Source organism: Duganella margarita, from assembly GCF_009857535.1.
Classification (GTDB): Bacteria; Pseudomonadota; Gammaproteobacteria; order Burkholderiales; family Burkholderiaceae_D; genus Rugamonas; species Rugamonas margarita.
Genome location: NZ_WWCS01000016.1, coordinates 112,328 through 137,189, shown reverse-complemented (window position 1 = coordinate 137,189; position 24,862 = coordinate 112,328). Strand labels below are relative to the sequence as shown.

At 61.9% G+C, this 24,862-nt stretch carries 22 protein-coding genes and 1 tRNA gene; 10 read left to right on the top strand and 13 right to left on the bottom strand.

Annotation, left to right across the window (positions count from 1 at the left end; translation table 11 throughout):
* Positions 1–123 precede the first annotated feature (123 nt).
* Complete coding sequence (locus GTP55_RS21960; RefSeq protein ID WP_161046963.1) at positions 124–1,884, top strand: methyl-accepting chemotaxis protein; 1,761 nt, start codon at positions 124–126, stop codon at positions 1,882–1,884.
* A gap of 105 nt (positions 1,885–1,989) precedes the next feature.
* Here GTP55_RS21960 and GTP55_RS21955 read toward each other — a convergent pair whose 3' ends face one another.
* The 6 genes from GTP55_RS21955 to GTP55_RS21930 are packed head-to-tail and all read right to left on the bottom strand — an operon-like array spanning position 1,990 to position 9,136.
* On the bottom strand, positions 1,990–3,345 hold the full coding sequence (locus tag GTP55_RS21955; RefSeq protein WP_161046962.1) for a sensor histidine kinase: 1,356 nt from the start codon (positions 3,343–3,345) through the stop codon (positions 1,990–1,992).
* A complete protein-coding gene (locus tag GTP55_RS21950; protein WP_161046961.1) occupies positions 3,342–4,757 on the bottom strand; it encodes a sigma-54-dependent transcriptional regulator in 1,416 nt (471 codons plus the stop codon). The genes GTP55_RS21955 and GTP55_RS21950 overlap by 4 nt, the downstream gene beginning before the upstream one ends.
* A 3-nt stretch (positions 4,758–4,760) precedes the next feature.
* Complete coding sequence (locus GTP55_RS21945) at positions 4,761–5,957, bottom strand: ABC transporter permease (protein ID WP_161046960.1); 1,197 nt, start codon at positions 5,955–5,957, stop codon at positions 4,761–4,763.
* Positions 5,957–7,195 carry an ABC transporter permease gene (locus GTP55_RS21940; protein WP_161046959.1) on the bottom strand — a complete coding sequence of 413 codons (1,239 nt, stop codon included), beginning with the start codon at positions 7,193–7,195 and terminating at the stop codon, positions 5,957–5,959. Before GTP55_RS21940 ends, GTP55_RS21945 begins: the two co-directional genes overlap by 1 nt.
* 15 nt (positions 7,196–7,210) lie before the next feature.
* Positions 7,211–7,873, bottom strand: a complete 663-nt coding sequence (locus GTP55_RS21935) for an ABC transporter ATP-binding protein (RefSeq protein WP_161046958.1) — start codon at positions 7,871–7,873, stop codon at positions 7,211–7,213.
* Positions 7,874–7,888: 15 nt separating this feature from the next.
* Complete coding sequence (locus GTP55_RS21930) at positions 7,889–9,136, bottom strand: efflux RND transporter periplasmic adaptor subunit (protein WP_161046957.1); 1,248 nt, start codon at positions 9,134–9,136, stop codon at positions 7,889–7,891.
* A 160-nt stretch (positions 9,137–9,296) separates the two neighbouring features.
* Between GTP55_RS21930 and GTP55_RS21925 the strand changes: the two genes are divergently transcribed.
* The 4 genes from GTP55_RS21925 (at position 9,297) to GTP55_RS21910 (ending at position 13,536) form a co-directional block, all read left to right on the top strand.
* Complete coding sequence (locus GTP55_RS21925) at positions 9,297–9,737, top strand: hypothetical protein (RefSeq protein ID WP_161046956.1); 441 nt, start codon at positions 9,297–9,299, stop codon at positions 9,735–9,737.
* A gap of 248 nt (positions 9,738–9,985) precedes the next feature.
* Entirely contained in the window at positions 9,986–10,678 is a 693-nt protein-coding gene (locus GTP55_RS21920; protein WP_229258098.1) for a transporter, read from the top strand.
* Between the two features lie 107 nt (positions 10,679–10,785).
* A complete protein-coding gene (locus GTP55_RS21915) occupies positions 10,786–12,330 on the top strand; it encodes a methyl-accepting chemotaxis protein (protein ID WP_161046955.1) in 1,545 nt (514 codons plus the stop codon).
* 45 nt (positions 12,331–12,375) lie between these two features.
* Positions 12,376–13,536, top strand: a complete 1,161-nt coding sequence (locus tag GTP55_RS21910; RefSeq protein WP_161046954.1) for a DUF418 domain-containing protein — start codon at positions 12,376–12,378, stop codon at positions 13,534–13,536.
* 17 nt (positions 13,537–13,553) lie between these two features.
* Here GTP55_RS21910 and GTP55_RS21905 read toward each other — a convergent pair whose 3' ends face one another.
* Complete coding sequence (locus GTP55_RS21905) at positions 13,554–14,162, bottom strand: IMPACT family protein (RefSeq protein ID WP_161046953.1); 609 nt, start codon at positions 14,160–14,162, stop codon at positions 13,554–13,556.
* Positions 14,163–14,286: 124 nt separating this feature from the next.
* Here GTP55_RS21905 and GTP55_RS21900 point away from each other — a divergent pair, with 124 nt between their 5' ends.
* Complete coding sequence (locus GTP55_RS21900; protein WP_161046952.1) at positions 14,287–16,266, top strand: helicase-related protein; 1,980 nt, start codon at positions 14,287–14,289, stop codon at positions 16,264–16,266.
* Between the two features lie 2 nt (positions 16,267–16,268).
* Entirely contained in the window at positions 16,269–16,559 is a 291-nt protein-coding gene (locus tag GTP55_RS21895) for a hypothetical protein (RefSeq protein WP_161046951.1), read from the top strand.
* Between the two features lie 4 nt (positions 16,560–16,563).
* Here GTP55_RS21895 and GTP55_RS21890 read toward each other — a convergent pair whose 3' ends face one another.
* The 4 genes from GTP55_RS21890 to GTP55_RS21880 all read right to left on the bottom strand — a co-directional run bounded on the left by GTP55_RS21890 (position 16,564) and on the right by GTP55_RS21880 (position 18,373).
* Positions 16,564–17,454: a CE1 family esterase gene (locus GTP55_RS21890; protein ID WP_267876868.1), complete on the bottom strand. Its 891-nt coding sequence runs from the start codon at positions 17,452–17,454 to the stop codon at positions 16,564–16,566.
* A gap of 202 nt (positions 17,455–17,656) precedes the next feature.
* A tRNA-Lys gene (locus GTP55_RS21885) sits at positions 17,657–17,732 on the bottom strand.
* Between the two features lie 43 nt (positions 17,733–17,775).
* Positions 17,776–17,898, bottom strand: coding sequence for a hypothetical protein (locus GTP55_RS30105; RefSeq protein WP_267876111.1), 123 nt, complete (start codon positions 17,896–17,898; stop codon positions 17,776–17,778).
* 40 nt (positions 17,899–17,938) lie between these two features.
* The gene (locus GTP55_RS21880; protein WP_161046949.1) at positions 17,939–18,373 is read right to left on the bottom strand and encodes a hypothetical protein; all 435 of its coding nucleotides are present in this window, start codon (positions 18,371–18,373) and stop codon (positions 17,939–17,941) included.
* A gap of 158 nt (positions 18,374–18,531) precedes the next feature.
* On the opposite strand from GTP55_RS21880, the gene GTP55_RS21875 reads away from it, so the two are divergent.
* The 3 genes from GTP55_RS21875 to GTP55_RS21865 all read left to right on the top strand — a co-directional run bounded on the left by GTP55_RS21875 (position 18,532) and on the right by GTP55_RS21865 (position 23,407).
* Positions 18,532–19,701: an acyltransferase family protein gene (locus GTP55_RS21875; RefSeq protein ID WP_161046948.1), complete on the top strand. Its 1,170-nt coding sequence runs from the start codon at positions 18,532–18,534 to the stop codon at positions 19,699–19,701.
* 136 nt (positions 19,702–19,837) lie between these two features.
* A complete protein-coding gene (locus GTP55_RS21870; protein WP_161046947.1) occupies positions 19,838–22,606 on the top strand; it encodes a TonB-dependent receptor in 2,769 nt (922 codons plus the stop codon).
* Between the two features lie 168 nt (positions 22,607–22,774).
* Positions 22,775–23,407, top strand: coding sequence for a PEP-CTERM sorting domain-containing protein (locus tag GTP55_RS21865; protein ID WP_161046946.1), 633 nt, complete (start codon positions 22,775–22,777; stop codon positions 23,405–23,407).
* 233 nt (positions 23,408–23,640) lie between these two features.
* Here GTP55_RS21865 and GTP55_RS21860 read toward each other — a convergent pair whose 3' ends face one another.
* On the bottom strand, positions 23,641–23,898 hold the full coding sequence (locus GTP55_RS21860) for a hypothetical protein (protein ID WP_161046945.1): 258 nt from the start codon (positions 23,896–23,898) through the stop codon (positions 23,641–23,643).
* A gap of 79 nt (positions 23,899–23,977) precedes the next feature.
* Positions 23,978–24,808: an alpha/beta fold hydrolase gene (locus tag GTP55_RS21855; RefSeq protein WP_161046944.1), complete on the bottom strand. Its 831-nt coding sequence runs from the start codon at positions 24,806–24,808 to the stop codon at positions 23,978–23,980.
* Positions 24,809–24,862: the final 54 nt, after the last annotated feature.

Below are 24,862 nucleotides of genomic sequence, written 5' to 3'. Positions count from 1 at the left end.
CTATATAAGTATGCGAAATTCATCTATAGAGTGTTGTAAGTCGTTTTCTTTCGGCAATTAAATAAAACTACACGAAGCTTGTAGGCGTACAATTTATTCATCACTTATCGAGGAGTAAGGTGCATGGCTATTACAAACATGAAAGTCGGTACCCGGCTGGGCCTGGGATTCGGGCTGGTGCTGGTGCTGTTGCTACTGGTAGCCGTGTTGGGCGTATTCAACATGAGCACGATCCATGCCAAGCTGGAACGCATCGTCAACGAAAACGTCGTCAAAACCGAGTTGGTGAATGAGATGTCGGAATCGGTGCACGTCGTCGCGCGGGTGTCGCGCTCGGTGGTGCTGCTGACTGCGGATGCCGATATTCGGCTTGAAATGGAAAAGGTCGCCAAGGCGCGTGCCACGTACAACGCCGCGCTTGAGCAATTGGACAAGTTGCCGGCCAAGTCGAAAGGCATGGCGATCCGCGAACGCATCGTCGGCCTGCAGCGGGTGGCGCGTCCCTTGAACGACAAAGTGTTTGAGCTGGCGCTGGCCAACAAGGATGACGAGGCGACGCAAATTCTGATGCAGCAGGCCGGTCCCGCCACCCAGGTCTGGCAGGAGGCGATGGATGAATATGCCGCACTGCAAAAGGCCAACAACCAGGGCGATGCGGCGGAAGCCAGCGCTGCGTACCAGCGCGCGCGCACGCTGATGCTGGCGCTGAGCGGGCTGGCGATTGTGGTGGGCGCGGTCGCCGCTGTCCTGATCGCGCGCGGTCTGCTGCGCCAGCTGGGCGGCGAGCCGGATTATGCGGCCTCGATCGCCGGCCGCATTGCCGCCGGCGATTTGACGGTGGTGGTCGATACGCAGAGCAACGATAACCACAGCATGCTGCACGCGATGAAGCAGATGCGCGATGCGCTGGCCAGCATCGTTGCCGAGGTGCGCGTGGGCACAGAGACGATTGCGTCGGCATCGTCGCAGATCGCCAGTGGCAACCAGGATTTGTCGGCGCGCACCGAGCAGCAGGCCAGTTCGCTGGAGGAGACGGCATCGTCGATGGAGGAGTTGACCAGCGCGGTGCGTGCGAACAACGACAATGCGCGCCAGGCCAACCAGCTGGCGCAGTCGGCGTCGGCGGTGGCGGTGCAGGGCGGGGCGGTGGTGTCGCAGGTGGTCGATACCATGGGCGCGATCAACGATTCGTCGCGCAAGATTGTCGATATTATTGCGGTGATCGACGGCATTGCATTCCAGACCAATATCCTGGCGCTGAATGCGGCGGTGGAAGCGGCCCGCGCCGGCGAGCAGGGACGCGGTTTTGCGGTGGTGGCATCCGAGGTGCGGACGCTGGCGCAACGTTCGGCTGCGGCGGCCAGGGAAATCAAGGAGTTGATCGGCAATTCGGTGGAGAAGGTGCAGGTCGGCAGCAAGCTGGTTGAGCAGGCTGGCCAGACCATGGCCGAGGTGGTGAGCAGCGTGCAGCGCGTGACCGATGTCATAGCCGAGATTTCGACCGCCGGCGATGAACAGAGCGCCGGCATCGAGCAGATCAATCAGGCCGTCAGCGAGATGGATACCGTGACGCAGCAGAATGCGGCGCTGGTGGAGGAGGCCGCCGCTGCGGCCGAGGCCATGCAGCAGCAGGCGGCCAATCTGGAGCGTGTGGTCAGCGTGTTCCAGCTGGATGGTCAACAGCGCGTAGCCGCGCCGGTACCTGCCGCCAAGCCGGCAATGGTCAAGCCCGCAGCGGCCAGGCCGGCAGCGGCCAAGCTGGCGATCGCCGGCTCGGCCAGGCCCGCTGCGGCGCGTCCGGCGCCCGCCGTCAGCGCGCCCGCCAAGCCAGCAAAGCGCCTGACCAGTGCCGCCACCAGCGACGGCGATTGGGAAGAGTTCTGACCGGCGCGTGCTGCGCCGCCCGCTGAATGCGCCTCGCTGCAGTGAATGCCAGCCCGCCACGCGACGCGCGGCCGGAGTCACGCGGTGGCCGGCGCCGCCTGGCGGCTAGGCCGTCAGCCAGATGTCGAAGCTGGTCGCGCCGTCGGTGGTGGCGGCCAGGCGGTAGGCGTAGCCATGCCGGTTCAGCACTTCGCGCACGAACAGCAGGCCGATGCCCTGGCCGCCTTTCTTGGTGGTGAAGAACGGCGTGAACAACTGCCGCGCCGGTACATCGCCTAGCAGGTTGCCGCTGTCGATGACCGACAGCCGCACGCGGCCGGCCTCCTGCGCCAGCACGAAGTCGATGCGCCGATGGTCGCTATCGGCCTCGCCGGCGCCAGCCTCCACCGCCTCCATCGCATTCTTGACCACATTCAGCAGCGCCTGCTCCATCAGATGCCGGTCCATGGCAATCGCCGGCACCGCGTCGCACCTTTGCCAGGCGATGGTAATGCCACGGCTGCGGCACTGTTCGCGGTACAGGTACAGGATATCGTCCATGATGTCGCGCACGGCGGCCGGACGCAGTTCCGGCGCCGGCATCTTGACCACCCGCGTGAAGCGCTCGATGAACTCGCCCAGGCTGGCGTTGCGCCGCTGCACTGCCAGGATCGCGGTACTGAAATCCTCGCTGTCGCGCTCGGTCAACTGGCTGCGGTAGTACAGCAGCGAATCGAGCACCGAGCCGGTGGCGGCCACCGTGTTGTTGACCTCATGCGCCAGCACGCGGATCAGTTTTTCGTAGGTGGCTTTTTCCGAACTTTCCAGTTCCTCGGTCAGTTCTTCGACCAGCAGGAAGTGGCGCGAAAAACCACGATCATAGAACTGCCCGCGCTGGCCGCGATAACGGCGGCCGTCGGCATCGGTCAACAATTGCGAATCGCCCAGCGGCAGCGCATCCAGCTGCGCCAGCAGGCCGACGCCGGCGCCGGCCGCATCGACCTCCAGCGCGCAAGCGGCCAGCGTTTCACCTTTGGCGTCGCCCAGCCCGCGCAAGGCCTGTGCGCTGGCGTTCAGCAGGCTGATGCGGCCGTCGAAATCGAACACGATGACGGCGCTCGGCGTCGCCTCCAGCAGCCGGTCGAGAAAGCCTTGCTGCTCGCCGATCTGCAAGCGCTCCTGATACAGCCGGCCCAGCATGGTGTTGAACAGCTGCACCAGCTCGTTCAACTCCTTGTCGCTGCTGAGCTGCAAGCGGGCGGCGTAGTGCTGGTCTTGCAGCAGATCGTGGAAGTGGCGCGTATAGCCCAGCGGCTCCAGCGCGCGGCGCAGCAGCCATACGCCGAGCCCCAGGCTGAGCAGCACCAGCACTTCCAGCCCCAGCATCAGCAGCGGCTGGGTGCGGAACAGCATCACGGTGATCGCCAGAAACAGCAGATGCGCGCCGGCCAGATAGGCGTACAAGCGCCAACGCAGGCTCATGGCAGCGCTTCGCTATCCGGCGCGCTGCCCAGGCCGTGCCGCTCCAGCCGGCGGTACAGCGCGGTGCGGCTAAGCCCCAGCGCCTTGGCCACGCGCGAGATATTGCCGTGATGCTGCTCCAGCGCGTGCACGATCATGTGCCGTTCCACCTGTTCCAGCGTCATGCCGTCCACGCCCAGCCGCTGGGTGCCGAGCGCGCCGCCGTGCTCGTGCTGCTCGGCGGCGACAAAGTCGGCCTGGCGCAGTTCGCTGCTGCCGACCAGCAGCAGCGTGCGTTCCAGCGTCTGCTTCAGCTGGCGGATATTGCCCGGCCAGGGCTGCGCGCTGAGCCACTCCAGCGCCTGCGGCGCCAGCGTGGTGGTCGGCAGGCCATAGCTGGCCGCCACTTCGCCGATGATGTGCCGCGCCAGCAGCGGAATGTCGCTGCGGCGCTCGCGCAACGGCGGCAGGCGGATGGTGATCAGGTTCAGCCGGTAGAACAAATCCTCGCGGAACTCGCCGCTGGCCACCAGTTCCGCCAGTTCGCGGTTGGTGGCCGAGACGATACGCACATCGGCCTTTTCGCTGCGGCTGGCGCCGACCGGCTGGTAGGTCTGGTCTTGCAGCACGCGCAGCAGCTTGACCTGGTCCGAGCGATTCAGTTCGCCAATCTCGTCGAGGAACAGCGTGCCCTCGTGCGCGCTGGCGATGTGGCCCTTGCGGTCGCTGCGAGCGTCGGTAAACGCACCCCGCACGTGGCCGAACATTTCGCTCTCAAACAGCGTCGGCGTGATCGCCCCCATATTGATCTTGATGATGGGCTTGGCGGTGCGCGGGCTGTTGCGGTGGATGGCGTCGGCAATCAGTTCCTTGCCGCAGCCGCTTTCGCCGAGGATCAGCACCGGTGCGCGCGTGTTGGCCACCTGGCCGATGGTGGTCAGCACCTTCAGCAGGCGCGGATGCTCGCCGACGATGCCGCTGAAATCGAACTGCGCATCGAGCGCCTGGCGCGAGGCGTTGCCGGCCGGCGCCGGCGCGGCCGCTTCCAGCGTGGTGCGGATCAGCTCGGCCAGCTGGGTGTTGTCCCATGGCTTGGTGAAGAAGTTGGCGGCGCCGGCCTGCATGCCGCGCACCGCCAGCGCGATCGAGCCCCAGGCCGTCATCAGCAGCACCGGCGGCGCCGGTTGCATGGCGCGGATGTCGGCCAGCAGCTGCAGGCCTTCCTCGCCGCTGGTTTGCAGCGAGAAGTTCATGTCCTGCAGCACCAGGTCGACCGGCTGCGCGGCGGCACCCTGCAGCAGCGCCAGCGCCTGCCGGGGGCCATCGGCGCACAGGGCGTCGTAGCCCTGCTGCTTGAGCACCAGGGCCAGCGAGACCTGGACTGCGCTGTCGTCGTCGACAATGAGAATGCGTTGCTTGCGAGTAGAGTCCATTATTTATTCATAGTGCAGCGCTTGCGTCGGACTCAGGCGCGCGGCGCGCCAGCCGGGGTACAGCGAACATAGCAAGGATAGCAGATAGATCACAGCGGCCGATAGCGCCGCCGCCGTCGCAAACACCGGCCAGTTGAGGCTGTCGCCGAACACGCCGGTCAGCGGCAGCTGCACCAGCAGCACCAGCGCGATCAGCATCGCGCCCGAGCTCAGCAGCAATTGCTCGGCGATGATCTGCTGGTAGATGCGGCCGGCGCTGGCGCCCAGCGCGCGGCGCAGGCCGATTTCCGGAATCCGCTGCGTGGTGTTCTGCCACAGCACGCCGAACAGGCCGAAGGCGACCATCACCAGCAGGAAGGCGGCGATCACCGACAGAATGATCAACGGCAGCAATTGCTGGCGCAACAAGGACTTGCGCGATTCCGCCTGTGGCGTGATGGTGTAGGCCCAGTCGCTGCGCACCTGCTTGAGCGTGGCGCTGAGGCGGCTCTCGAAGGCGCGCGGCGTGCCAGGCTTCAACTTCAGCATGATGGTGGAGGGCGCCTCGGTGTCGACGCCGGGTATCGCGCGCGGCAGCATGAAGGGATGCGGCGCCATGTATTCGCCCTGCGAACGGAAGGACTCGATCACGCCGGTGACGCGGTAGCGCTGCGGCGCGGTCTTGATTTCATCGTCGGCCTCGACGTAGTCCTGGTCAACGGCGGAGCGGCCGGGGAACAGCCGCTCGGCCAGGCTGCGGGTAATGACCACCGGCGTCGCGGCGGCGCCGTCGTCGATGCTGGAGAACCAGCGGCCGGCCACCAGACGCATGTTCATCGCCTCAAAGTAGTCGTCGGTGACGCTCATCAGGTCCACATGCAGGCGATGGCTGCGGTCGGGCAGCGAGAAGTCGCCCATCCAGCGCGACATGGTGTAGTTGGGGAAGGCGGTGAACGCCACTTTTTCCACCTCGGGCAATGCCAGCAGCGCGCGCTTGTACTGGTCGAACAGCGCGGCGTCGTTCTTCAGGTCGGTGGCGCGGATGCGTACCGCCCACTGGTCGCGCCAGTCGAAGCCGGTGGGCATGTGGTATAGCTCGTAACTGCGCACGCCAAAGGCGGCGATCGCGAACAGCACCACGAAGGCCAGCAGGATTTCCAGCGTCAGCATGACGTTGCGCGATTTGCGCTTCCAGATCAGTTTCAGCAGATGGCGCAGCATTATGCGGTTCCTTTCAGCGCTTGTACCGGGTCCAGGCGCGACATTTTGAGGGCCGGGATCAGACCGGACAGAATGCCGAACACCAGCGTAATCAGCAGGCTATAGCCGAACACGGGCAGATTGATATCGATATGCAGGTAAGGGATCAGGCCGGACCCTTCCAGCCACCAGATGACGCCAGCCGCGCAGAGCAGGCCGCAGACGCCGCCGGCCAAACACAGCAGCACGTTTTCCAGCACCAGCTGGGCTACCAGCTGGCCGGTGGTGGCGCCGAACGCGCGGCGCACGCCGATCTCGCTGCTGCGTTCCATGATGCGGCCGACGTTGAGGTTGACCAGGTTCAGCGTCGGCAAGGCCATGAACAGCAGCATCAGACCGACGATGATAGCGAGCATTTTGGGGGCGCCGCCGTCCTCGGTCTCGCTGTTGAGCAGCGTACGCGAGAAGAATTCCAGCTTGGTGTCGCCCCAGAACTGCATGATGTTGAATTTTTCCGGGTCGTCAAACTGCACCGATCTGGCGGCGCGCAGGATGGCCTGCTTGACGGCAGGCAGGTCGGCGGCGCGGTGCGCCAGTATCATCACGCCGAAGTCGCCGGTCTGCTTGGTCTTGTAGTCGCTCGATGGCTGCGCGGTCACCGGCACCCAGACGTCGGCATAGGCGTTCAGTTGCACCGCGTCCTCCACCACGCCGATGACCGTCAGCAGCTGGCCGCCGGCGCTGAATTTCTGGCCGAGGTAGGGCAGGCCGGGGAACAGCTTGCGCGCCGTGGACTGGTTGAGCACGGCGACGTAGCGGCCCTGGTCGACATCGTCCTGGTTATACAGGCGGCCGGCCAGCAGCTTGAAGTCGAGAATCTTCCAGTATTCCGCATCGGTGTAGCGCAGGTCGATGGTGCTGACCCGGCCCTGCTGGTAGACCGAGACCGATTCCGCCAGCGAACTGGCGGACACCGCTTCCACGCCGGGCAGCGGTTTCAGATATTTGTCGATGATCTGGTAGCCCAGCGGGCTGGTGCGCTTGGAGGTGTTCTTCGAATTCGTCGATTGCGCCAGCTGGATCTGGACGAAGCGCTCGCTCTTGCCCTCCACGCCGGTGGGATAGAAGGCGTTTTGCAGCAAGGCGACGACCACCAGCAGCACCGTCAGCGTCAGCACGATGCACAGCAGGTTGATGGCGGTAAACAGCTTGCGGCGCATGAAGACCTTCCATGCGGTCAGCAGATAATTCCTGAACATGTGCGCTCCCTCAGCCTAAGCGACCAGCTGGCCGTCGAACACACGCACGATGCGCGAGGCCATTTTCGCCTCGTGCTCGTTGTGGGTGACCATGACGATGGTGGTGCCTTCGCTGTGCAGCTTGAGCAGGATGTCCATCACTTCCTGGCCCATTTTGCTGTCCAGGTTGCCGGTCGGCTCGTCGGCCAGCAGGACCTGCGGCTGGCCGACAATCGCGCGCGCAATCGCCACGCGTTGCTGCTGGCCGCCGGACAGCTGGTTCGGATAGTGGTCCATGCGGGCGCCGAGGCCGACTTTTTCCAGCGCCTCGCGCGCCAGCCGCTGGCGCTTCTTGGCCGACATCGGGCGGTACAGCAGCGGCAGTTCGACGTTGTCGATCACGCGCAGGTCGTTAATCAGGTGGAAGCTCTGGAAGATGAAGCCGAAGGTGCTGTTGCGCAGCTTGGCGACATGCTTGTCCTTGTACGACGCCACCGGCGTGCCGGCCACGTCGATAGCGCCGCTGCCCGGCTTGTCGAGCAGGCCGATCAGGTTGAGCAGCGTGCTCTTGCCGCAGCCGCTCGGTCCCATGATGCTGACGAATTCGGCTTTGCCGACGTGCAGGTCGATGTCCTTGAGCGCCAGCGTTTCCACTTTGTCGGTCTGGTAGGTTTTGCTGACTTTGTTCAGGCGTATCATTGTTTTCCCTCTTTTTTATTGGGCCACGCGGACGCTGTCGCGGTCCTTGTAGCGGCTGGTGTCTGAAATGATGAGATGGTCGCCGGCGCGCACGCCGGACAGGATTTCCACGGCCTTGCCATCGCTGGCGCCGATGTTGAGCGTGGTCTTGCGGGCGACGCCGTCGCGCACCACGAAAATATCCTGCGGGCCGCGGCCGTTGAAGGCCGGGCCATTGTCGGCCAGCAGCGCATTCTGCTTCTGCTCGGTGACGATGTTGACTTCCACCCGCAGCTTGTTGCGCAGCATGGCGTGGTGCGGCTCGGTCAGCGTGACCAGCAGCTTGACGGTGCCGTTCTGGATTTCCGGCAGCACGGTCTGCACCTCGCCGTGGAGTTTGACGTTGCCTTGTTCCACCAGCACCTGCTGGCCGGCGCTGAGCGCGCGCGCGTGGAAGTCGGACAGCGAGGCTTCCACCTTGTAGTTGTTGAGTTCGGAGACCTTGGCCACCAGCTGGCCAGTGGCGACGCTGGCGCCTTCATCGGCCATCAGCCAGGTCAGCATGCCGGCGAACGGCGCGCGCACCTGGGTTTGCGCCAGCAGTTGCTGCTGCTCCTGCAGCTGTTTTTGCAGGATGTTTTTTTGCAGGCGCGCGCCTTCGATATTGCTGTTGGTGACCAGCTTGTTGTCGTCCAGTTGTTCGCGGGTCTGACGCAGCTGGATCTCGTTGCGCTTGACGTTGAGTTCGGCGGTCAGCAGGTCTTCGGCGGAAGCGCCGCCGGCCTTGCGCAGCGTCTGGTAGCGGACCAGGCGCACGCGGGTGGCTTCCAGGTCGAGTTGCAGCAGTTCGATCGCGCTGGTCAGCTGCTTGCGCTTTTGTTCCATCTCCAGCGTCAGCGCGACGATGCGGTTTTCCTGTTGCGCCAGCTGTTCCTTGAGCCCGTCGATGGCGAGCAGGATGGTGCGGTGGTCCAGCTCCAGCAGCAGCTCGCCGGCCTGCACCTGCTGGCCGAGCTTGGCGTGGACCTTGGCGACGCGGGTCTGGATCGGACTCGACACCAGTTCCTCGTGCACCGGGATGACGATGCCGGAAGCGTTGATGGTATTGGCGATGCCGCCGACGCGCACGGTGGCGATGCTGACGTCGCCGGCATCGACGCTGGGACTGACGGCGCGGTTGATGGCCCAGGCCGTGAGGCTAAGCGTGGCCAGCAATGTGGCGACCGCCAGCACGGTATTGCGCCTGCGGCGGGAGAGGGTGGCGGTGGTGATGAGGGTGTCCATGCCCGTTCTATTGCAAGCCCCGTGCCATACCTTTGATAAAAAGACAAACCCAGGCAAATCAAGGCTCTAAGCTGATCCGGCCATCTACCGCCACGCCACCGCGTTGCCCGTCTCCGCCCACACCCGTCCGGAAACGGACACCCTTGAGAAAGGAGAATTTATGAATGCCCTTCAATTCATCGCCTGGATTTTCGTCCACATCGCCATCCCCATCTTCGCACCGATTGCTCTGCTACCGTTGCTGGGCATTGGGCGAACCTATCGAGAGCATGCGCGGGGGCTGGTCTACAGTGTAGTAAAAGATGGCCAGTTGTTTTGGCCTGTGATCGCCATGTCGGCCGGAGCCACTTATGAGCTGGCTGGCTATCTGGAAAACGCCAGCGGATGGCCGCGCGTTATCGCATGGACGGCTTTAGTTTTTCATGTGGTTCTAATCATCTATTCTGCGGTGCTGGTCATGCTCGGAGCCATTGATTCACTGGATCGCAGTGATAACAAGCCCGCCTCCGGGGCCTTGCGGATAGTGCTAGTATCAATAGTCTTCACGGTGCTATCGGCTTTGACCTTCGCCATTTTTCATTTCGTGATCACAGGGAGATAAACATGGGAAACCTGATTGACTCTTTTGTTCGCTATGCCTCTACGCCACTTGGTCGCGATAAGATGATCAAATTCATGGTATCTACCTCGCTGGCGGGAGGCGGTATCGTACTCGTCACCACGTTGAGTATCGTCCTTTTTCGCTAGTTGATGTGCTGACTGCGGCTGAAGCGATGTTGGGATTTACCAACAATTGATCTACGCCAATGTGTTAGGGTGGACCTCTCGCGCTTCGCTCGTGGAGGAGACATGCATATCAAGATGCTTGCTACGTTGTTGCTGGCATACCCGCTGTTGGCCCAGGCCGATGAGAAAGACCAGATCGTCACCGACCGGCCGGATTTCGTCGAGTCCAGCAACGTCGTCGGTGCCGGCCGCGTCCAGATTGAAACCAGCTTCGCGCTGGATCGCAACAAGGCCAACGGCATCAAGGAACGCACCTATTCCACGCCAACCCTGCTGCGCTTCGGCCTCAGCGATACGGTGGAAGCGCGCATCGAAACCGATGGCCGCATGCGTGTCGTTACCGACGACCTCAACACCGGCGAGCGCTCCACCGACAACGGCTACGCCGACGTCTCAGTCGGCGTCAAATGGCATGTGGCCGATGCGCAAGGCTCGCTGCCATCGATGGGCGTGCTGGCCCACGTCGACCTCGACAGCGGCTCCAGCGCCTTCCGCGCCACCGGCAAGGGCGGTTCGCTGCGCCTGGCGGCCGAATGGGAATTGCCGGAGGACTTCAGCCTCGGCGTCATGCCCGGCATCGCCTGGCAGCATGACGATAGCGGCGCGCGCTACAGCAGCGGCATCTTCGGCATCGTGCTCGGCAAGGAGTGGAACGAGCGCTTCCGCAGCTTCATCGAATACTCGGCGCCACAGATCGCCAAGGGCCGCCACGGCGGCAGCGTCACCACTTCGACGTCGGCGCCGCCTATCTGCTGACCGACCTGGTGCAGGTCGATACCGCGCTGTCTCGCGGCCTCAACAAGAACACGCCGGACTGGAGCTGGACGGTGGGACTGTCCATCAAATTCTAAACAGGAGAGCTCATGCGATTGACCATCAAGCAGCGCTTGTTGTTGATGAACCTGGCGACGCTGGTATTCGTCAGTCTGGTAGGACTGGTAGGCTATTACGCGGTGTACGTTCTGGACGGCTCGATGGACGCCATCAGCACCAACAGTTCGGCGATGAAGGATCAGTTGCAAGCCGATCAGGCCCACGACGCGTTGCGCGCCGACGTGCTGGCAGCCCGGCTGGCGTCCGGCAAGAACGATCCGGCCGAAATCAAGGAAGTGCGGCAGGATACGGCGGAACACATCGCGCTGTTTCGCAAGCTGATCAAGGACATGGACGGCGCCAGCACCGACGCCGAGGTTCGCCGCGCCATGGAACAGGTGCGGCCGGACGTGGAACGCTACCTGAAAAGTGCGGAGGAGATGGTCGAGCTGTCGCTGACCAATCCGCCGGCGGCGCAAACCAGGTTCCCCGCGTTTATGGACAGCTTCCGCGTGCTGGAGAAAAGCATGGCCGCGCTGAGCGACCTGATCGAAAAAAACTCGGAGGCGACCAAGGCGGTCGGCGATGAGGCGGTGGTCAAGTCGCGCATCCATATCCTCGGTTTCGGTCTGCTGGCGGTGGTGGTGTCGCTGGTGGTGGGGCAGATGATTTCACGTTCCATCCTGACGCCGCTGGGCGAGGCGGTGGAGTTTGCCGCGCGCGTGGCCAAGGGCGATCTGTCGTCGCGGATTGAGGTGTCCGGGCAGGACATTACCGAAACCGGGCAGCTCAAGCGCGCCCTGCGCGAGATGAACGACAGCCTGCACGGCATCGTCAGTCAGGTGCGCGGCGGTACCGATGCGATTGCGCTGGCCTCCGGCGAGATTGCAGCGGGCAATATGGATTTGTCGGCGCGCACCGAATCACAAGCCAGTTCGCTGGAAGAGACCGCCTCGTCAATGGAAGAGATGACCTCGGCCGTGCGGCAGAATTCCAATAACGCCGGCGAAGCCAACACGCTGGCTTCGTCGGCGGCCGCAGTCGCCACACGCGGCGGCGAGGTGATGGCGCAGGTGGTGACCACCATGGGCAACATCAATGCCTCCTCGCAGAAGATTGTCGACATCATCGCGGTGATCGAGGGGATCGCGTTCCAGACCAACATCCTGGCGCTCAACGCTGCGGTGGAAGCGGCGCGCGCCGGCGAGCAGGGCCGCGGCTTTGCGGTAGTGGCGTCGGAAGTGCGCGGCCTGGCGCACCGCTCGGATGCGGCCGCCAAGGAAGTACGGCAGTTGATCGAAGCGTCGGCGGCGCAGGTGGGGGCGGGCAGCGCGCTGGTCGGCCAGGCCGGCGGGACGATGGAGGAAATCGTCTCCAGCATCCAGCGGGTGACCACGATTGTGGGCGAAATCGCCACCGCCAGCCGCGAACAGGAGATGGGCATCGACCAGGTCAACCAGGCCATCGGCACCATAGATAGCGCCACGCAACAGAATGCCGCGCTGGTAGAGCAGGCCGCCGCCGCCACAGGCGCGTTGCAGGAACAAGCCGGCCGCCTGGCCGACGCCGTTAAAGTTTTTCGTCTGGCTAGTTAAAAAAACAAGGTAAGCTTGGCATTTTGCTTACCTTGGTGGAGACGCATGACTATAACGACAACGACTTCCAGGCTGGATGTGATCGATGCGCTACGTGGCTTTGCCATTGTGTCGATCATGCTGTTACACAATATCGAGCATTTTGACTTCTATTTTGCCCCGGCAGGTCTGCCGTCCTGGCTCAAAACGGTCGACAAGGCCATTTGGGATAGCCTGTTTTTCCTGTTTGGCGGCAAGTCCTACGCCATTTTTGCGCTGCTGTTTGGCCTCACTTTCTACATCCAATATCACAACCGTGAACGGCGCGGCGAGGACTTTCGCGCCCGCTTCGCCTGGCGGCTGGCGTTGCTGCTGGCGTTTGGCCTGTTCAATTCCATGTTTTATCACGGCGATATCCTGAGTATTTACGCGGTGCTGGGATTGACGCTGATACCCGTCGCGCGGCTCAGTAATCGCTGGGTATTGATTATTGCGGTGGTTTTATTGTTGCAGCCGTATGCATGGTGGGAGTTATTCCAGGCCTTGCCGAACCCGAATGCGAAATTACCTAATCCGGCTTCGTGGGCTTATTTCGGTCGGGCCAATGATTATTTTGCCCACGGTTCGGCCTTGCAGGTTTGGACGGGTAATCTCACCAACGGGAAAATCGGGGTGATTCGCTGGAGCTGGGAAAATGGCCGGATATTCCAAATTCCGGCTTTATTCATGCTGGGTATGCTGGCTGGCCGCAAGGGATTATTTAGCGATCCGATATTCTGGCGCCGGGCAATGGTTATTGCGATAGTCCTGTTTATTCCATTCTATGTGCTCAAGACCTGGCCGGAATTCTGGGGCGTAGGTGAGGCCGTGCGTCGTCCGCTGCTGGTGATTATTACTTCCTGGTCCAACGTGGCATTCATGGTGGTGCTGGTATCGGTATTTGTGCTGATGTTTTATTCGCAGCGCTGGCTGATGTTCTTTGCACCGCTCGGCCGCATGAGTTTAACCAGTTACGTGGTGCAGTCGATTATCGGCACCTCGATTTATTATGGTTTTGGCCTGGGCATGTATCAATACACCGGCGCCAGTTTTGCGCTGGCGATCGGTATCGCACTGGCGCTGATGCAGCGGCAGTTCAGCGTGTGGTGGCTGGCCCGGCATCAGCAAGGACCGCTTGAATCCGTGTGGCACAAGCTGACGTGGCTCGGCAGTCATGCCAAAAATTAGCGCGAAGACACCAAAATTCAGCTTGCTGAGGACGTATCGTCGGGATTGGTCCAGACGATGCGTCCATGGCCGGCTTCGTTCAGGCGAGTCATCAGCGCATCGGCGGCGGTGTCAGGGAGATTAAATTCAAACTGCACGTCATTCCCATGTTGGACATTATTCAGCTCGGCGCCGGCCATTTCAATTTCGCGTCGCACCAGACCTTCCATCGCGTATGGCGCGCTGCAAATCAGGAAGCGCTGTTTGATAATGGGGATTTTCTCCGCCTTTAATAAAGCCTGGGCTACGCTGTCGGTATAAGCCCGCACCAGTCCGCCGGCGCCTAATTTAACGCCGCCAAAATAGCGCACCACGGTGGCTAATACGCCTTCCAGATCCTGGTGGCGCAATACATCGAGCATCGGACGGCCGGCGGTACCGCTCGGTTCTCCATCATCGACTGCGGCCGATTGGCCGCCGGCTAATAATGCCCAGCATACGTGGGCGGCGCCGGGATGCTGTTCCCATAATGCCGCCACGATTTTCTGCGCGCTGGCGCGATCGGTCATCGGCTGGACGCAGGCAATAAAGCGGCTTTTTTTAATCAGCAGTTCGTGATGAACGGCGATATTGATTGTTTGGGGCATGGGAGGTTTTCTGGCAAGACGGCGGTGTAAAACCGCCGTATGGTGCCAGAAATCAGAGCCGCACGCCATCCGGCCAGCGCCTGCGCGGTATAATCCGGGCCGAGCTCACCCCATCTGATATGCCATGACAAAAGCCTCCGCCCCCTTCGTTTCATCCGCCGACGGCGACCCGGCAGAGGACGATGACCTGATGCGCCATCTCGGCCTGACCGAACGCGGCATCGCCTTGGCCAAGGCCGAGGGCAGGGTGTTCCTGCGCATCAGCGGCGTCGTCAAGTACGGCGACCGGCGCGTGGCCTACGACCTGGTACCGGCTCAGGGCGTGCTGGCCAAGTCGTCCAAATGGCGCAAGCTGGATGAGGACACCCGCTCCGGATTGCTGCTGGAGCGCGCCAGCGAGGAAGTGGCGGCCGAGTTGCACGGCTACGTCAGCGACTTCGTGCAGGAGCTGGCCGACGCCTGCGACGATTGCGACATGGACGCCGAGCCGTTCCTGCAAGCGCTGAATGATATGCAGATCGCCGAGCCGGCCGGCATGGTGTTCGACCGCATCCGCCTGCGGCTGGAGCACGCGGTCGAGCGCGAGATGGAGGAGCAGCACGCCGAACGCACCCGCCAGAGCATCAATCTGGCCGAATATCCGGCCTCGTTCGACCTCGCGCGCCGCATCAAGCGCAAGTTCATCGCGGTGCTGGGACCGACCAATTCCGGCAAGACCCACCAGGCGATCGAGGCGCTGGCCAAGGCGCCGAGCGGCGTCTATCTGGCGCCGCTACGTCTGCTGGCGCTGGAAAACTACGAACGCCTGCAGGAAATGGAGCAGCACGGCAAGCCGCTGAAGGTCAGCCTGGTCACGGGTGAGGAGCGCCGGCTGGTGCCGGGCGCCACCCACGTCGCCAGCACGGTGGAGATGCTGGATACGCAAACCCCGGTCGATGTGGCCGTCATCGATGAAATCCAGATGCTGGCCGACCGCGACCGCGGCGCCGCCTGGACTGCCGCCGTCTGCGGCGTGCCGGCGCGCATCGTCTACCTGGTGGGGGCGCCGGAAGCGCGGCGCGCCATCGAGGTGCTGGCGGCGCGGCTGGAGTGCGAGCTGGAGGTGCACGTCCTCAAGCGCAAGGGGCCGCTGACCATGGAAACCAACGCCGTGCGCAAGCTGAGCGGTCTGCGGCGCGGCGATGCAGTGATTTGCTTCTCGCGCCGCGAAGTGCTGATGTGGCGCGATATGGTGACCGAGATGGGCCTGTCGGTGGCCACGGTGTACGGCAACCTGTCGCCGGAAGTGCGGCGCGCGCAAGCCCAGCGCTTCCGCGAAGGCACGGCCGACGTAGTGGTCGGCACCGACGCCCTCGCCATGGGGCTGAACATGCCGATCGCGCGCGTGGTGATGACCACCACCGTCAAGTACAACGGCTACGAGGAGGAAGAGATCCCGGCCGCCTTGGCGCGCCAGATCGCCGGCCGCGCCGGCCGTTTCGGCGTGCACGAAGAAGGCCTGGTGGCCGGCTACGACAACGAGACCCACAATGTGATGCGCTCGCTGCTGCGCGAGAAGCCGGTGCCGCTGAAGGCGACCGGCTTTGCCGTCGCGCCGACGCTGGAGCATCTGCACCGTATCTCGTCGGTCACGCATGAGCATGGGCTGGCGAAATTGCTGAAGCGCTTTGTACACAACATCGATGTGCCGGATGGCTTCTTCTATCCGCGCATTACCGAAGAGCAGTTCGAGCGCGCGGCCTGGCTGGACACCTTGCAGCTGACGGTGGCCGAGAAGTTTGCGCTGTCGCTGGTGCCGATTTCGTCCAAGGTGCCGTCGTTGCAGAACGCGTGGGAGACCTGGGCCAAGGCGCTGGCGCACAAGAAGATCACGCCGCTGACCGCCAACGACCGGCCGCTGCATTACATGAACTTGCAGGAAGTGGAAGACGCGTGCCGGCTGTACTCGGCCTATGCGTGGCTGGCCTACCGTCAGCCGGAATACTTCCCGGATACCGAACTGGCGCAGCGCCTGTCGCGCGAGGCGTCGGAGCGGGTCGATTCGATCTTGCAGGAACAGAACTCGGCGGCGCGCAAACGCCAGCCGCGCAAGTTCCGCCGCTAGCGATGGAAGCGGAACACTGCCCCTTGTGCGGCCGGGTGCTGGGTACGGTCAACATCGACCGTCATCACCTGGTGCCCAAGACCTTCAAGGGCAAGGAGCAGTTTCCGATCCATAAAATCTGTCACCGCAAGATCCACTCGGTGTTCACCGAACGCGAGCTGCTGCACAGTTACCATACGTGGGAGGCGCTGCGTGCGCATCCGGATATCCAGAATTTTATTGCCTGGGTGGCCAACAAGCCGCCGGGTTTTTACGTGCGCACCGACACCTCGGCGCGCAAGAAATCGCGCTGAATGCTTATCTGGCTTGCTTGTCGCGGAAAAACTCCCATGCCGCTTCAGCGACTTCCAGATCGGCGTTTTGCAGACCGGTTAGCCAGTTGAGGAAGCGAGGATAACGCTTGAGGCGGCTCGGTTCCGCATGGCCGGCGCCGTCGATGCGGTACAGGCCGACCTGGAGTTGGTGCGCCGCCTCGCCCCACAGGTAGCGGGTGACGCTGGTGCGGCCTTGCGGGTCGCTGACGGGAAGCTTGTGCACTACCGGCGTGTCCGGCAGGCCCGCCAGTTCGCGCCAGACTTGTACGCTGTCCTCGATGCTGCGCACCGGCTCGGCAAAGCCGAATGCATACCAGGGTTTGCCGCCGTGATAGCGGATCAGCGGGTCGGCGGTGCAGCCGAAGATCAGCGCCGGCAGCGGCGTGGTGGGCATGGTGATGCGGCCGGGCGGCGGCATGCCGGCCAATATCACCGAGAACGCCGCCAGCTTGTGCGGGATCGCCATGGCGGCCGCGTACGCCATCCAGCCGCCGCGCGATACGCCGATCAGGTAGACGCGGGCCGGATCGACTTGGTGGCGGGCGATGGCATGGTCAATCAGCGCATCGATGAAGGACACATCGTTCTTGCGCGCCACGCGCGCGTGCGACGCGAAGCAATCGCTCCAGCCACCTTTGCCCGCATCCGGCGCGATCACGATGAGGTTCTCGCGTGCCGCAATGTCCAGCCACAGCGACAGCGGCGACGGCGGATATGCCAATCCCAGCACCTGCTCAGCCGAAGCGCCGGCGCCGTGCAGTATCACGACCAGCCCCCGTTTTTCGGGCATGACGGCGGGCGGCGCCGCAACCAGATAACTGCGCTTTCCCTCCGGACGTTCAAGCGTTGCGTGTAGAGGTACCAGGTTGAGCATCCGCATCCAATTCGTCGTTGGCCGACCGGCTAACATTACGGAAAGCATTGTTCTACAAGGCAAGCCGATATGCATTAGTTGTCAAAAATATCTAATGATACAGTTTTGTCTCAGCTTTTCCCCAGGACGGGGTGCCTGCCAGAAGGTCAATGAAAACAAAAAAGCCCACGAACCGAAATTCGTAGGCTTTTTTGATGAATCTTGGTAGGCCGTGCGGGATTCGAACCTGCGACCAACGGATTAAAAGTCCGCTGCTCTACCAGCTGAGCTAACGACCCAAGGGCCAGCATTGTACTTGCTGGCGCGCGAAAGTTCAAGCGCTCAGGAATGCGGGGCAAGTATGAGCAGTCCAATAACGCCGATCAGCATGATCGCCCCGGCGACGTAACCCAGAATGTCGCTGAACTTATCACTCACGATGAGTGCTTTCAGTTTTTTTTTCATGGGTAGCCTCACATATGCAATGTGCCTTTTGAGTTTAGCACTATAAGACAATGAAGTGGACAAACGGGTAATAGCAAGACAGCGTCAAGGTCATTAAAATCGATATCCAAACGATGATGGGTCTTACAGGCTCTTGCTGCAACGAGCGGGAAGCATTGATAGCAATGAAAATCGAACTGAACACGGCGCCGACGACACACCAACCCAGCGTCCACGCGATGAATTCGCCAAGCTCAGGATGCCGGTTATAAGCGGAGAAGGCCTCATATCCTGATGCCGCCGGCATTCCGATAACCACCCAAAATAATTGTCCGCTGTCGACAGATTTTTTGAGCATCAATACAAACGTGCGCCACCCGCCCGTAGCGGTGGCGACGGCGGTGATTACTGCGAAGGGCAGCAGTACCGGCACCAGCACGTTGATAGCAAACCAGCCGGGATTGTTTTGCAGCTGCGCGAAGTAGGAAACAGTCATTTCGCCACGCTAGCACGCCAATTTCCGCCCCTTTGCAGCGTAAATCAAAATATTGCTAAATTGTTTCGGGCGACACCGATCGGTCAACCTCGGCTATCATGTCGGCCTGCTATAAAAATAAGCCATCTTTATTGGCAAGTTGACAGCAAGGAACAAGAATGAAAGTAGATACAGGCCCGACGCCTGGCACGGTGAAGCCGGCCCCGTCGCAGTTTGGTTTGATTAATCTGTTGAAAGCCGGCGCGGCGCAATTGATCGTGCTGCACCATCTGGCGTTTTATGGCCCGATGTCTGATCACGTCCGTATCATCTTCCCGGCGTTGATCGACTGGCTGAGCGGCAGCGCCCGCATTGCCGTTCAGGTGTTCCTGGTGATCGGCGGCTTTCTTGCGGCCAAATCGCTGGCGCCGTCCGGCCATGCCGGCTATGGCCAGCCGCTGCGCGCCATCTGGCGCCGCTACACCAAGCTGGCGCCGGCATTCTTCGCCGCGACGCTGATCGCCGCCGTCGCCTCGTCCTGGGCCGCTGAATGGATGACCCACGATTCGATTTCCGCCCCCGCCACGCTGAGCCAGCTGGCCGCGCATGCGCTGCTGCTGCACGGCGTGCTGGGTTACGCGTCGGTGTCGGCCGGGGCCTGGTATGTGGCCATCGATTTCCAGCTGTACGCCTTGCTGGTGCTGGCGCTATGGGTCGGCGGCATTGTCGAAGGCCGGCGCCCGGTTACCTGGCTGATGCCGCTGGTCGCAGCGGCGGGCGTCACGCTGTCGCTGCTGTACTTTAACCTGGATGCCGACTGGGACAACTGGGCGCCGTATTTCTTCGGCAGCTACGGTCTCGGCATCATGGCGTGGTGGGCCAGCGATCCGCGCCGCAAACCGGGCGTGGCGGTAATGTTGATGATGATGGCGCTGCTGCCTGCCGTGGCCGGTCTGGCGCTGGAGTTCCGCAGCCGGATCGCGCTGGCCGCCGTGGTGGCCTGTGCGCTGTTCCTGTTTGGCCGGGCCAAGAGTCCCGACCAGGGCCGCGCGTGGAGCGTCGTCAATGGCCTTGGCAAGATTTCGTACTCGGTCTTCCTGATCCACTTCCCGGTGTGCCTGCTGGTGAACGCCGCCTTCACCCGCTTTGCGCCGGCCGAACCGGCATGGCAGTTGCTGGGCATGCTGGTGGCGTGGGCCGCCAGTTTGACGGCCGGCGCCGCCTTCTACCGCTGGGTGGAAACGCCGCTGGGCCGCATGATCCACGCACTGGGCGAGCAGCTGGCGGTGCGTGATGTGCATATGCCACGGCCGTTGCCTGTGCGCACCAGCGGCGTGTCGCTGCGCTGAGAGGAGGCCGCTGAGTTATACCATTTTGGAATGCCATTTCGTAAAGAAGTAATAGATTGACATGGTTGGGTCGGGCGTAAGATCAGACCGGCTACACCGATGTCATTCATAAAACTTACAAGATGGAGACAACATCATGGCTATACCTCACGCAACGTTGCGTCAAACCGTGCTGGCCGCGCTCATTGCCGACCTGCTGTTTTCCCTCAGCGCCCAGGCGCAAACCACCGACCAACCCGCCGACGCCGGTCCGACCGTGGTGGTCAGCGGCATCCGCGCTTCGCTCAGCTCTTCGCTGAACACCAAGCGCATGCAGGATGGCGTGGTCGATGCCGTGTCCGCAGAGGACGCCGGCAAATTCCCCGATACCAATATCGCCGAATCGCTGCAGCGCGTCACCGGCGTACAGATCCAGCGCAATGGCGGGGAAGGGCGTTACATCTCCGTGCGCGGGCTGGGGCCGGAGTTCAACAACGTGCTGGTCAACGGCCGCACGCTGACCAGCGATACCGGCGGCCGCGAGTTCTCGTTCGACCTGCTGTCATCGGACCTGATCTCGAAGGCGCTGGTGTACAAGACCTCGCAGCCGTTCCTGCCCGAGGGCGGCATCGGCTCCACGGTGGATATCCAGACCGCGCGGCCCTTGTCCGGCAAGGTCGGGCACAGTTCGGTGGTGAATGTGTCGGAATCGTACGACTCCAACTCGGAGAGGAAGACGCCCAACCTCAGCGGCATGTACTCGTTCGCCAACGCCGAGCGCAACTTCGGCGTGACCACCTCGCTGTCGTACACCGACCGCGCCTCCAAGCAGAACAAGGCGATCACCGATGCGTGGAATTACCGCGACGTCTCGCTGATCAACGGCGACCTCAATTCCAAGGGCCTGACCATGGCCGACGTCACCACCAAAAAACTCTACCTGCCGCAGAGCTTCGGCTACCAGCAGGAAAACGAAAGCCGCAAACGCCTGGTCGGCAATCTGACGGTGCAATACAACCCGTCGCCGACGTGGAAGATGACGGCCGACGCACTGTACTCGCGGCTGGACCAGCGCAACGACGTGATCGCGTTCAGCGACTGGATCAACCCGCAGCTGCTGGGCGCGCAGGTGAACCAGAACAACCAGGTCACCAGCTTCCTGCGCCCGGGCTCGACGTTTTACGCCAACAACCCGGCGCTGGCCGGCAGCGGCAACCTGCTGGGCGAGGCCAACTCGAACGACATGATCGTCAAGGGCGGCGACCGGCTGTCGATCACGCGCGCGTTTGGACTGAACTCCAAGTGGGCGCTGGCGCCGGAGTGGAAGCTGGAGGGCGATGTATCGACCTCGCGCACCACCTCGTACTCGCCGGACATGTGGGTGGTGGCCGGCATGGTGCCCAGGAATGGCGACGTGCTGAGCTTTGGCGGCACGCCGTCGGTGGTGTTCGGCGACGGCATCGCCGATCCGACTGCGGTGCGCGCGCACGCCGTCTCCAATGGCGACATCCGCAACCACGACAAGCTGTCGGAAGGCCGGCTGGGCCTGAGCTGGAATCATGAGATCGGTTACTTCAAGGGCATTGATACCGGCCTTGGCTATTCGCAGCGCAGCGTCGACCGCACCGAGTGGAAGAATGACGCGTGGAATACCTTCAGCGGCTACCATCTGCCGCTGCCGTCGTCGCTGTTTACGGTGACGCCGATGGAGAACTTCATGGGCAACGGCGCGCAGGTGCCGAGTGCTTACCTGAGCTTCGACCCGTACGCGTACATGAACTACCTGAACCAGCGCTCGATCCTGGCGCAGTCCAACGACCCGGCGCTGTACCTGGACACCACCAAGTATCCCAACGGTCCGATGGCGATCGACTACACCTTGCCGTCGATGTGGGGCGTGAAAGAGAAAGTCTCCAATTTCTTCGTCGACAGCAAGTGGGAAGGCGCCGGCTGGTCGGCCAATGCCGGCGTGCGGGTGGTGCATGTGCAGTCGAGCTCGACCGGTATCAGCCGCGTGCTGCTGTCGGCCACCAAGAGCCCGAACGACACCACTTTTATCTCCAACTGGGGACCGATGACCACCACCACGGTCAGCAACAGCTACAACAGCGTGCTGCCGTCGGCCAACCTGAAGTTCGACCTGACGTCGGAGATGCTGCTGCGCCTGGCCGCCTCCAAGACCGAGACGCGGCCGACGCTGAACCAGATGGGCGTGGACAACTACTACGGCGGCCGCTTCGGTGACGTGCAGACCGGCGGCGGCAATCCTTACCTGAAGCCGATGAAGTCGAATAACTACGATGTGTCGTGGGAATGGTATCTGTCGAAAACCAACTACGTCAGCGCGGCGGTGTTCCAGAAATACGTATCGGACTTTCTGGAGACGCGGCTGGTGGACATGAAGATTCCGCAGTTTGACGAAATCGTCCACGACACCCGTGTGCGCAACGGCCAGAAGGGCAAGATCAAGGGCGTGGAGATCGCCGGCCAGTATGCGTTCGACGCCGCGACTCCATGGTTGCGTGGCTTCGGCGTGACGGCCAACTACACCTACGTCGACGCCAGCGCCAGCCGCGAGGTGGACAGCAGCACGCCGGCGTGCGGCTATCCGGGCCTGTCGAAGCAGTCGTACAACGGCTCGCTGTTCTACGAGAACAGCAAGTTCCAGGCGCGTGTGAGCTACAACTGGCGCAATCACTTTTCGGTCGATTGCGGCGGCGGCAGTACCCAGCCACGCACCCGCGCCGCCTACGGCCAGACCGACGCCAGCCTGCGCTACAACCTCACGCCGACCTTGTCGCTGTACGCCGACGCCATCAATCTCAACAACGCGCGCACGCATGAATATGCGCTCAACGAGAGCCAGTTCCTGACGCTGGAAGATGTGGGCCGCCGCGTCAGCATCGGCCTGCGGGCGGCGTTCTAAACGGCCAAGGACGCCGGCTTGCTGTTGTAAAGCCGGCGTTATTTAGTTTCATTTTTACATCAATCAATATATTTCTTGCATTTCTTCATGCTTGGCGTTATCTTGATTTCATCAAGGAAATTATATTGTTCCCATGGAAATTCCTTGCCAGCCGCCCGGAGATCCCAAATGCACACCATTATCAAAGCTGTATTGATCAGCGCCATGTTTGCCGCCACTGCTGCCCACGCCGCCAATCCGGGCGCGGGCGCTTCCAGCGCGAGCGACGTCACCTTGACCCACAACAGCGCGAATCAATTCGCCCTGGTACAGGGATCGCAGATCAATCCGGTCAACTCGACGGCCGGCTTTGCCAGCCAGTTCTTTAGCACCACCGGCGTCGCGGCGAGCGACTGGGTGCTGGCAGGAACGGTCGAAACCAGCAACAACATGGTGTTCAGCGACAAAATGCTGGGCGACCAATTGACGTTCTCCCTGGCGCAAGCGCAAAGCGGCAAGAACGGTACCTGGTCGATCACCAACAGCCGCAACGTCAACACCGTCTTTGACCTGGTGCTGTCGTTCCACGCTGGGAACAACGTCGGCAGCTTCCTGTTCGATCACCTGACGGTCGGCGCAGGGCAGACCGTGACCGGCGACTGGCTGATTCAATGGCGTAACAACGCGGGCAATGCCAATAGCGTGCCGACGTTCTCGAACGTGGCCTTTTACACCGCCCCCGTGCCTGAACCGTCCACTTACGCCATGCTGCTTGGCGGGCTGGCGCTGATGGGCTACGTGGCCCGTCGCCGCAAGGCTTGAAGTAAAAAACGCCAGCTGATGCTTGATGCCGTTAAGTTAAGCGCCGTCGTTCCCGCGCAAGCGGGAACCCATGCCGCGTTTGCCAGGCAAACGTCCTATGGATTCCCGCTTGCGCGGGAATGACGATGTGAAATTTCAGCTTAACTTAACTGCATTAAGCTGATGCTGGCGTTTTTTTTATGGTGATGCCAGATCGCGCGGCCAACTCGTCGGCGCGTTGCTGACGGCCCCGATCAAGGGGCTTTTTTCTTTTGTACCTGACGTTGCTGCTGCTTGCGCTGGGTTTGATTCTTGTTCTGCTTGGCTTCGTAGAGGGCGGTGGCGTCCAGTTTGGCCTGGGCGACGGTGCGCAGTTCTTCCTTGTCGTCATGCACGACAAAATAATCGTTGTCTTGTGCATCGACCACCAGCTTGATTGCAGCTTCATCGGTCAGGTCGTACATCTCGGTGAGTAATGTTGCAATCTCGTCCAGGAATTCTTCGTAAGTCATGGTGCAGTTTTCTATTATTCTAAAGATGCTGTCATTGTAGCCGCTCCAGCTGGCGGGAACGCTACTGTTTTCGCGACGCCTACTCGTAGACGCCGCTGACAAAAGCCTGATATACGCGGCGGGTTTCCGGTTTCGTCATCGCGTTCATATGGCCTGCGTCTTTGACCGCTTCAAACCGTTTATGCGGATTACTCAACCCGTCGAAGAGTTCGCGGGCGGTGGCAAGCGGCGTCTGCACGTCATTGACGCCGCTGATAATCAGCACAGGGGCCTGATACGCCCGTAGCGCGGCGCGGTTGTCGATCGACAGCAGTTCCTGATCCAGCTTGATGCGCACGAAGGGCTTGCCGTACCACGGCACCATGTTGTCGGCATACGCTTGCGCGCTGGTGCCGGTGCCTTCCAGCACGAGGGCGTCCAGAGGCCGTTGTTTCGCCAATGTGGCGGCGACAAAGCTGCCAAACGAATGGCCGTGGACGACCAGTTTGCCGTTGGTCGTGGCGCGTACATGGTCATACAGCGCAAGGGTTTCTGCGTTCAGCTCTGGCAGGCCAAATGCGGACTCCGGCGCATCGCTGCGGCCAAAATCGTGATAGTCGTAGCTGATGAAATTGGCGTTCATCTCGACAAATGGCTTTGCGATAAATGCGCCATTCACATCGATCCGGACACCCGACCCCATGAAGTAGAGCACGGTAAATTGCGCGTCCGGCTTGTGCACGAAAATGCCCCGGCTGATCGCGCCATCCGGGTGCTTGAATTCGATATTGTCGATCTGGTAGTCCGGCGCCGCCTTCTTCAGAACTGACAGCTTCCCTGCGTCTTTCGGAATGAATTGCTTGGACGTGACATCGACCGTGGAGCAGGCGGACAAAGCAATGAGAAGTAAGCAGGCAAGCAGTTGACGCATATTTTCCTTGAAGGGGCGAGAGGCTGTGGCTTACAAGAATAGCATCTTTCTTTG

Excerpts from the sequence above, each read along its gene's own strand:
- GTP55_RS21940 (WP_161046959.1), bottom strand. The coding sequence starts at position 7,195 with ATGTTCAGGAATTATCTGCTGACCGCATGGAAGGTCTTCATGCGCCGC.
- GTP55_RS21880 (WP_161046949.1), bottom strand. The coding sequence starts at position 18,373 with ATGACTGTTTCCTACTTCGCGCAGCTGCAAAACAATCCCGGCTGGTTT.
- GTP55_RS21890 (WP_267876868.1), bottom strand. The coding sequence starts at position 17,454 with ATGCTCAACCTGGTACCTCTACACGCAACGCTTGAACGTCCGGAGGGA.
- GTP55_RS30105 (WP_267876111.1), bottom strand. The coding sequence starts at position 17,898 with ATGAAAAAAAAACTGAAAGCACTCATCGTGAGTGATAAGTTCAGCGAC.
- GTP55_RS21870 (WP_161046947.1), top strand. The coding sequence starts at position 19,838 with ATGGCTATACCTCACGCAACGTTGCGTCAAACCGTGCTGGCCGCGCTC.
- GTP55_RS21860 (WP_161046945.1), bottom strand. The coding sequence starts at position 23,898 with ATGACTTACGAAGAATTCCTGGACGAGATTGCAACATTACTCACCGAG.
- GTP55_RS21915 (WP_161046955.1), top strand. The coding sequence starts at position 10,786 with ATGCGATTGACCATCAAGCAGCGCTTGTTGTTGATGAACCTGGCGACG.
- GTP55_RS21945 (WP_161046960.1), bottom strand. The coding sequence starts at position 5,957 with ATGCTGCGCCATCTGCTGAAACTGATCTGGAAGCGCAAATCGCGCAAC.
- GTP55_RS21875 (WP_161046948.1), top strand. The coding sequence starts at position 18,532 with ATGAAAGTAGATACAGGCCCGACGCCTGGCACGGTGAAGCCGGCCCCG.
- GTP55_RS21930 (WP_161046957.1), bottom strand. The coding sequence starts at position 9,136 with ATGGACACCCTCATCACCACCGCCACCCTCTCCCGCCGCAGGCGCAAT.
- GTP55_RS21910 (WP_161046954.1), top strand. The coding sequence starts at position 12,376 with ATGACTATAACGACAACGACTTCCAGGCTGGATGTGATCGATGCGCTA.
- GTP55_RS21855 (WP_161046944.1), bottom strand. The coding sequence starts at position 24,808 with ATGCGTCAACTGCTTGCCTGCTTACTTCTCATTGCTTTGTCCGCCTGC.
- GTP55_RS21935 (WP_161046958.1), bottom strand. The coding sequence starts at position 7,873 with ATGATACGCCTGAACAAAGTCAGCAAAACCTACCAGACCGACAAAGTG.
- GTP55_RS21865 (WP_161046946.1), top strand. The coding sequence starts at position 22,775 with ATGCACACCATTATCAAAGCTGTATTGATCAGCGCCATGTTTGCCGCC.
- GTP55_RS21925 (WP_161046956.1), top strand. The coding sequence starts at position 9,297 with ATGAATGCCCTTCAATTCATCGCCTGGATTTTCGTCCACATCGCCATC.
- GTP55_RS21920 (WP_229258098.1), top strand. The coding sequence starts at position 9,986 with ATGCATATCAAGATGCTTGCTACGTTGTTGCTGGCATACCCGCTGTTG.
- GTP55_RS21950 (WP_161046961.1), bottom strand. The coding sequence starts at position 4,757 with ATGGACTCTACTCGCAAGCAACGCATTCTCATTGTCGACGACGACAGC.
- GTP55_RS21895 (WP_161046951.1), top strand. The coding sequence starts at position 16,269 with ATGGAAGCGGAACACTGCCCCTTGTGCGGCCGGGTGCTGGGTACGGTC.
- GTP55_RS21900 (WP_161046952.1), top strand. The coding sequence starts at position 14,287 with ATGACAAAAGCCTCCGCCCCCTTCGTTTCATCCGCCGACGGCGACCCG.
- GTP55_RS21905 (WP_161046953.1), bottom strand. The coding sequence starts at position 14,162 with ATGCCCCAAACAATCAATATCGCCGTTCATCACGAACTGCTGATTAAA.
- GTP55_RS21955 (WP_161046962.1), bottom strand. The coding sequence starts at position 3,345 with ATGAGCCTGCGTTGGCGCTTGTACGCCTATCTGGCCGGCGCGCATCTG.
- GTP55_RS21960 (WP_161046963.1), top strand. The coding sequence starts at position 124 with ATGGCTATTACAAACATGAAAGTCGGTACCCGGCTGGGCCTGGGATTC.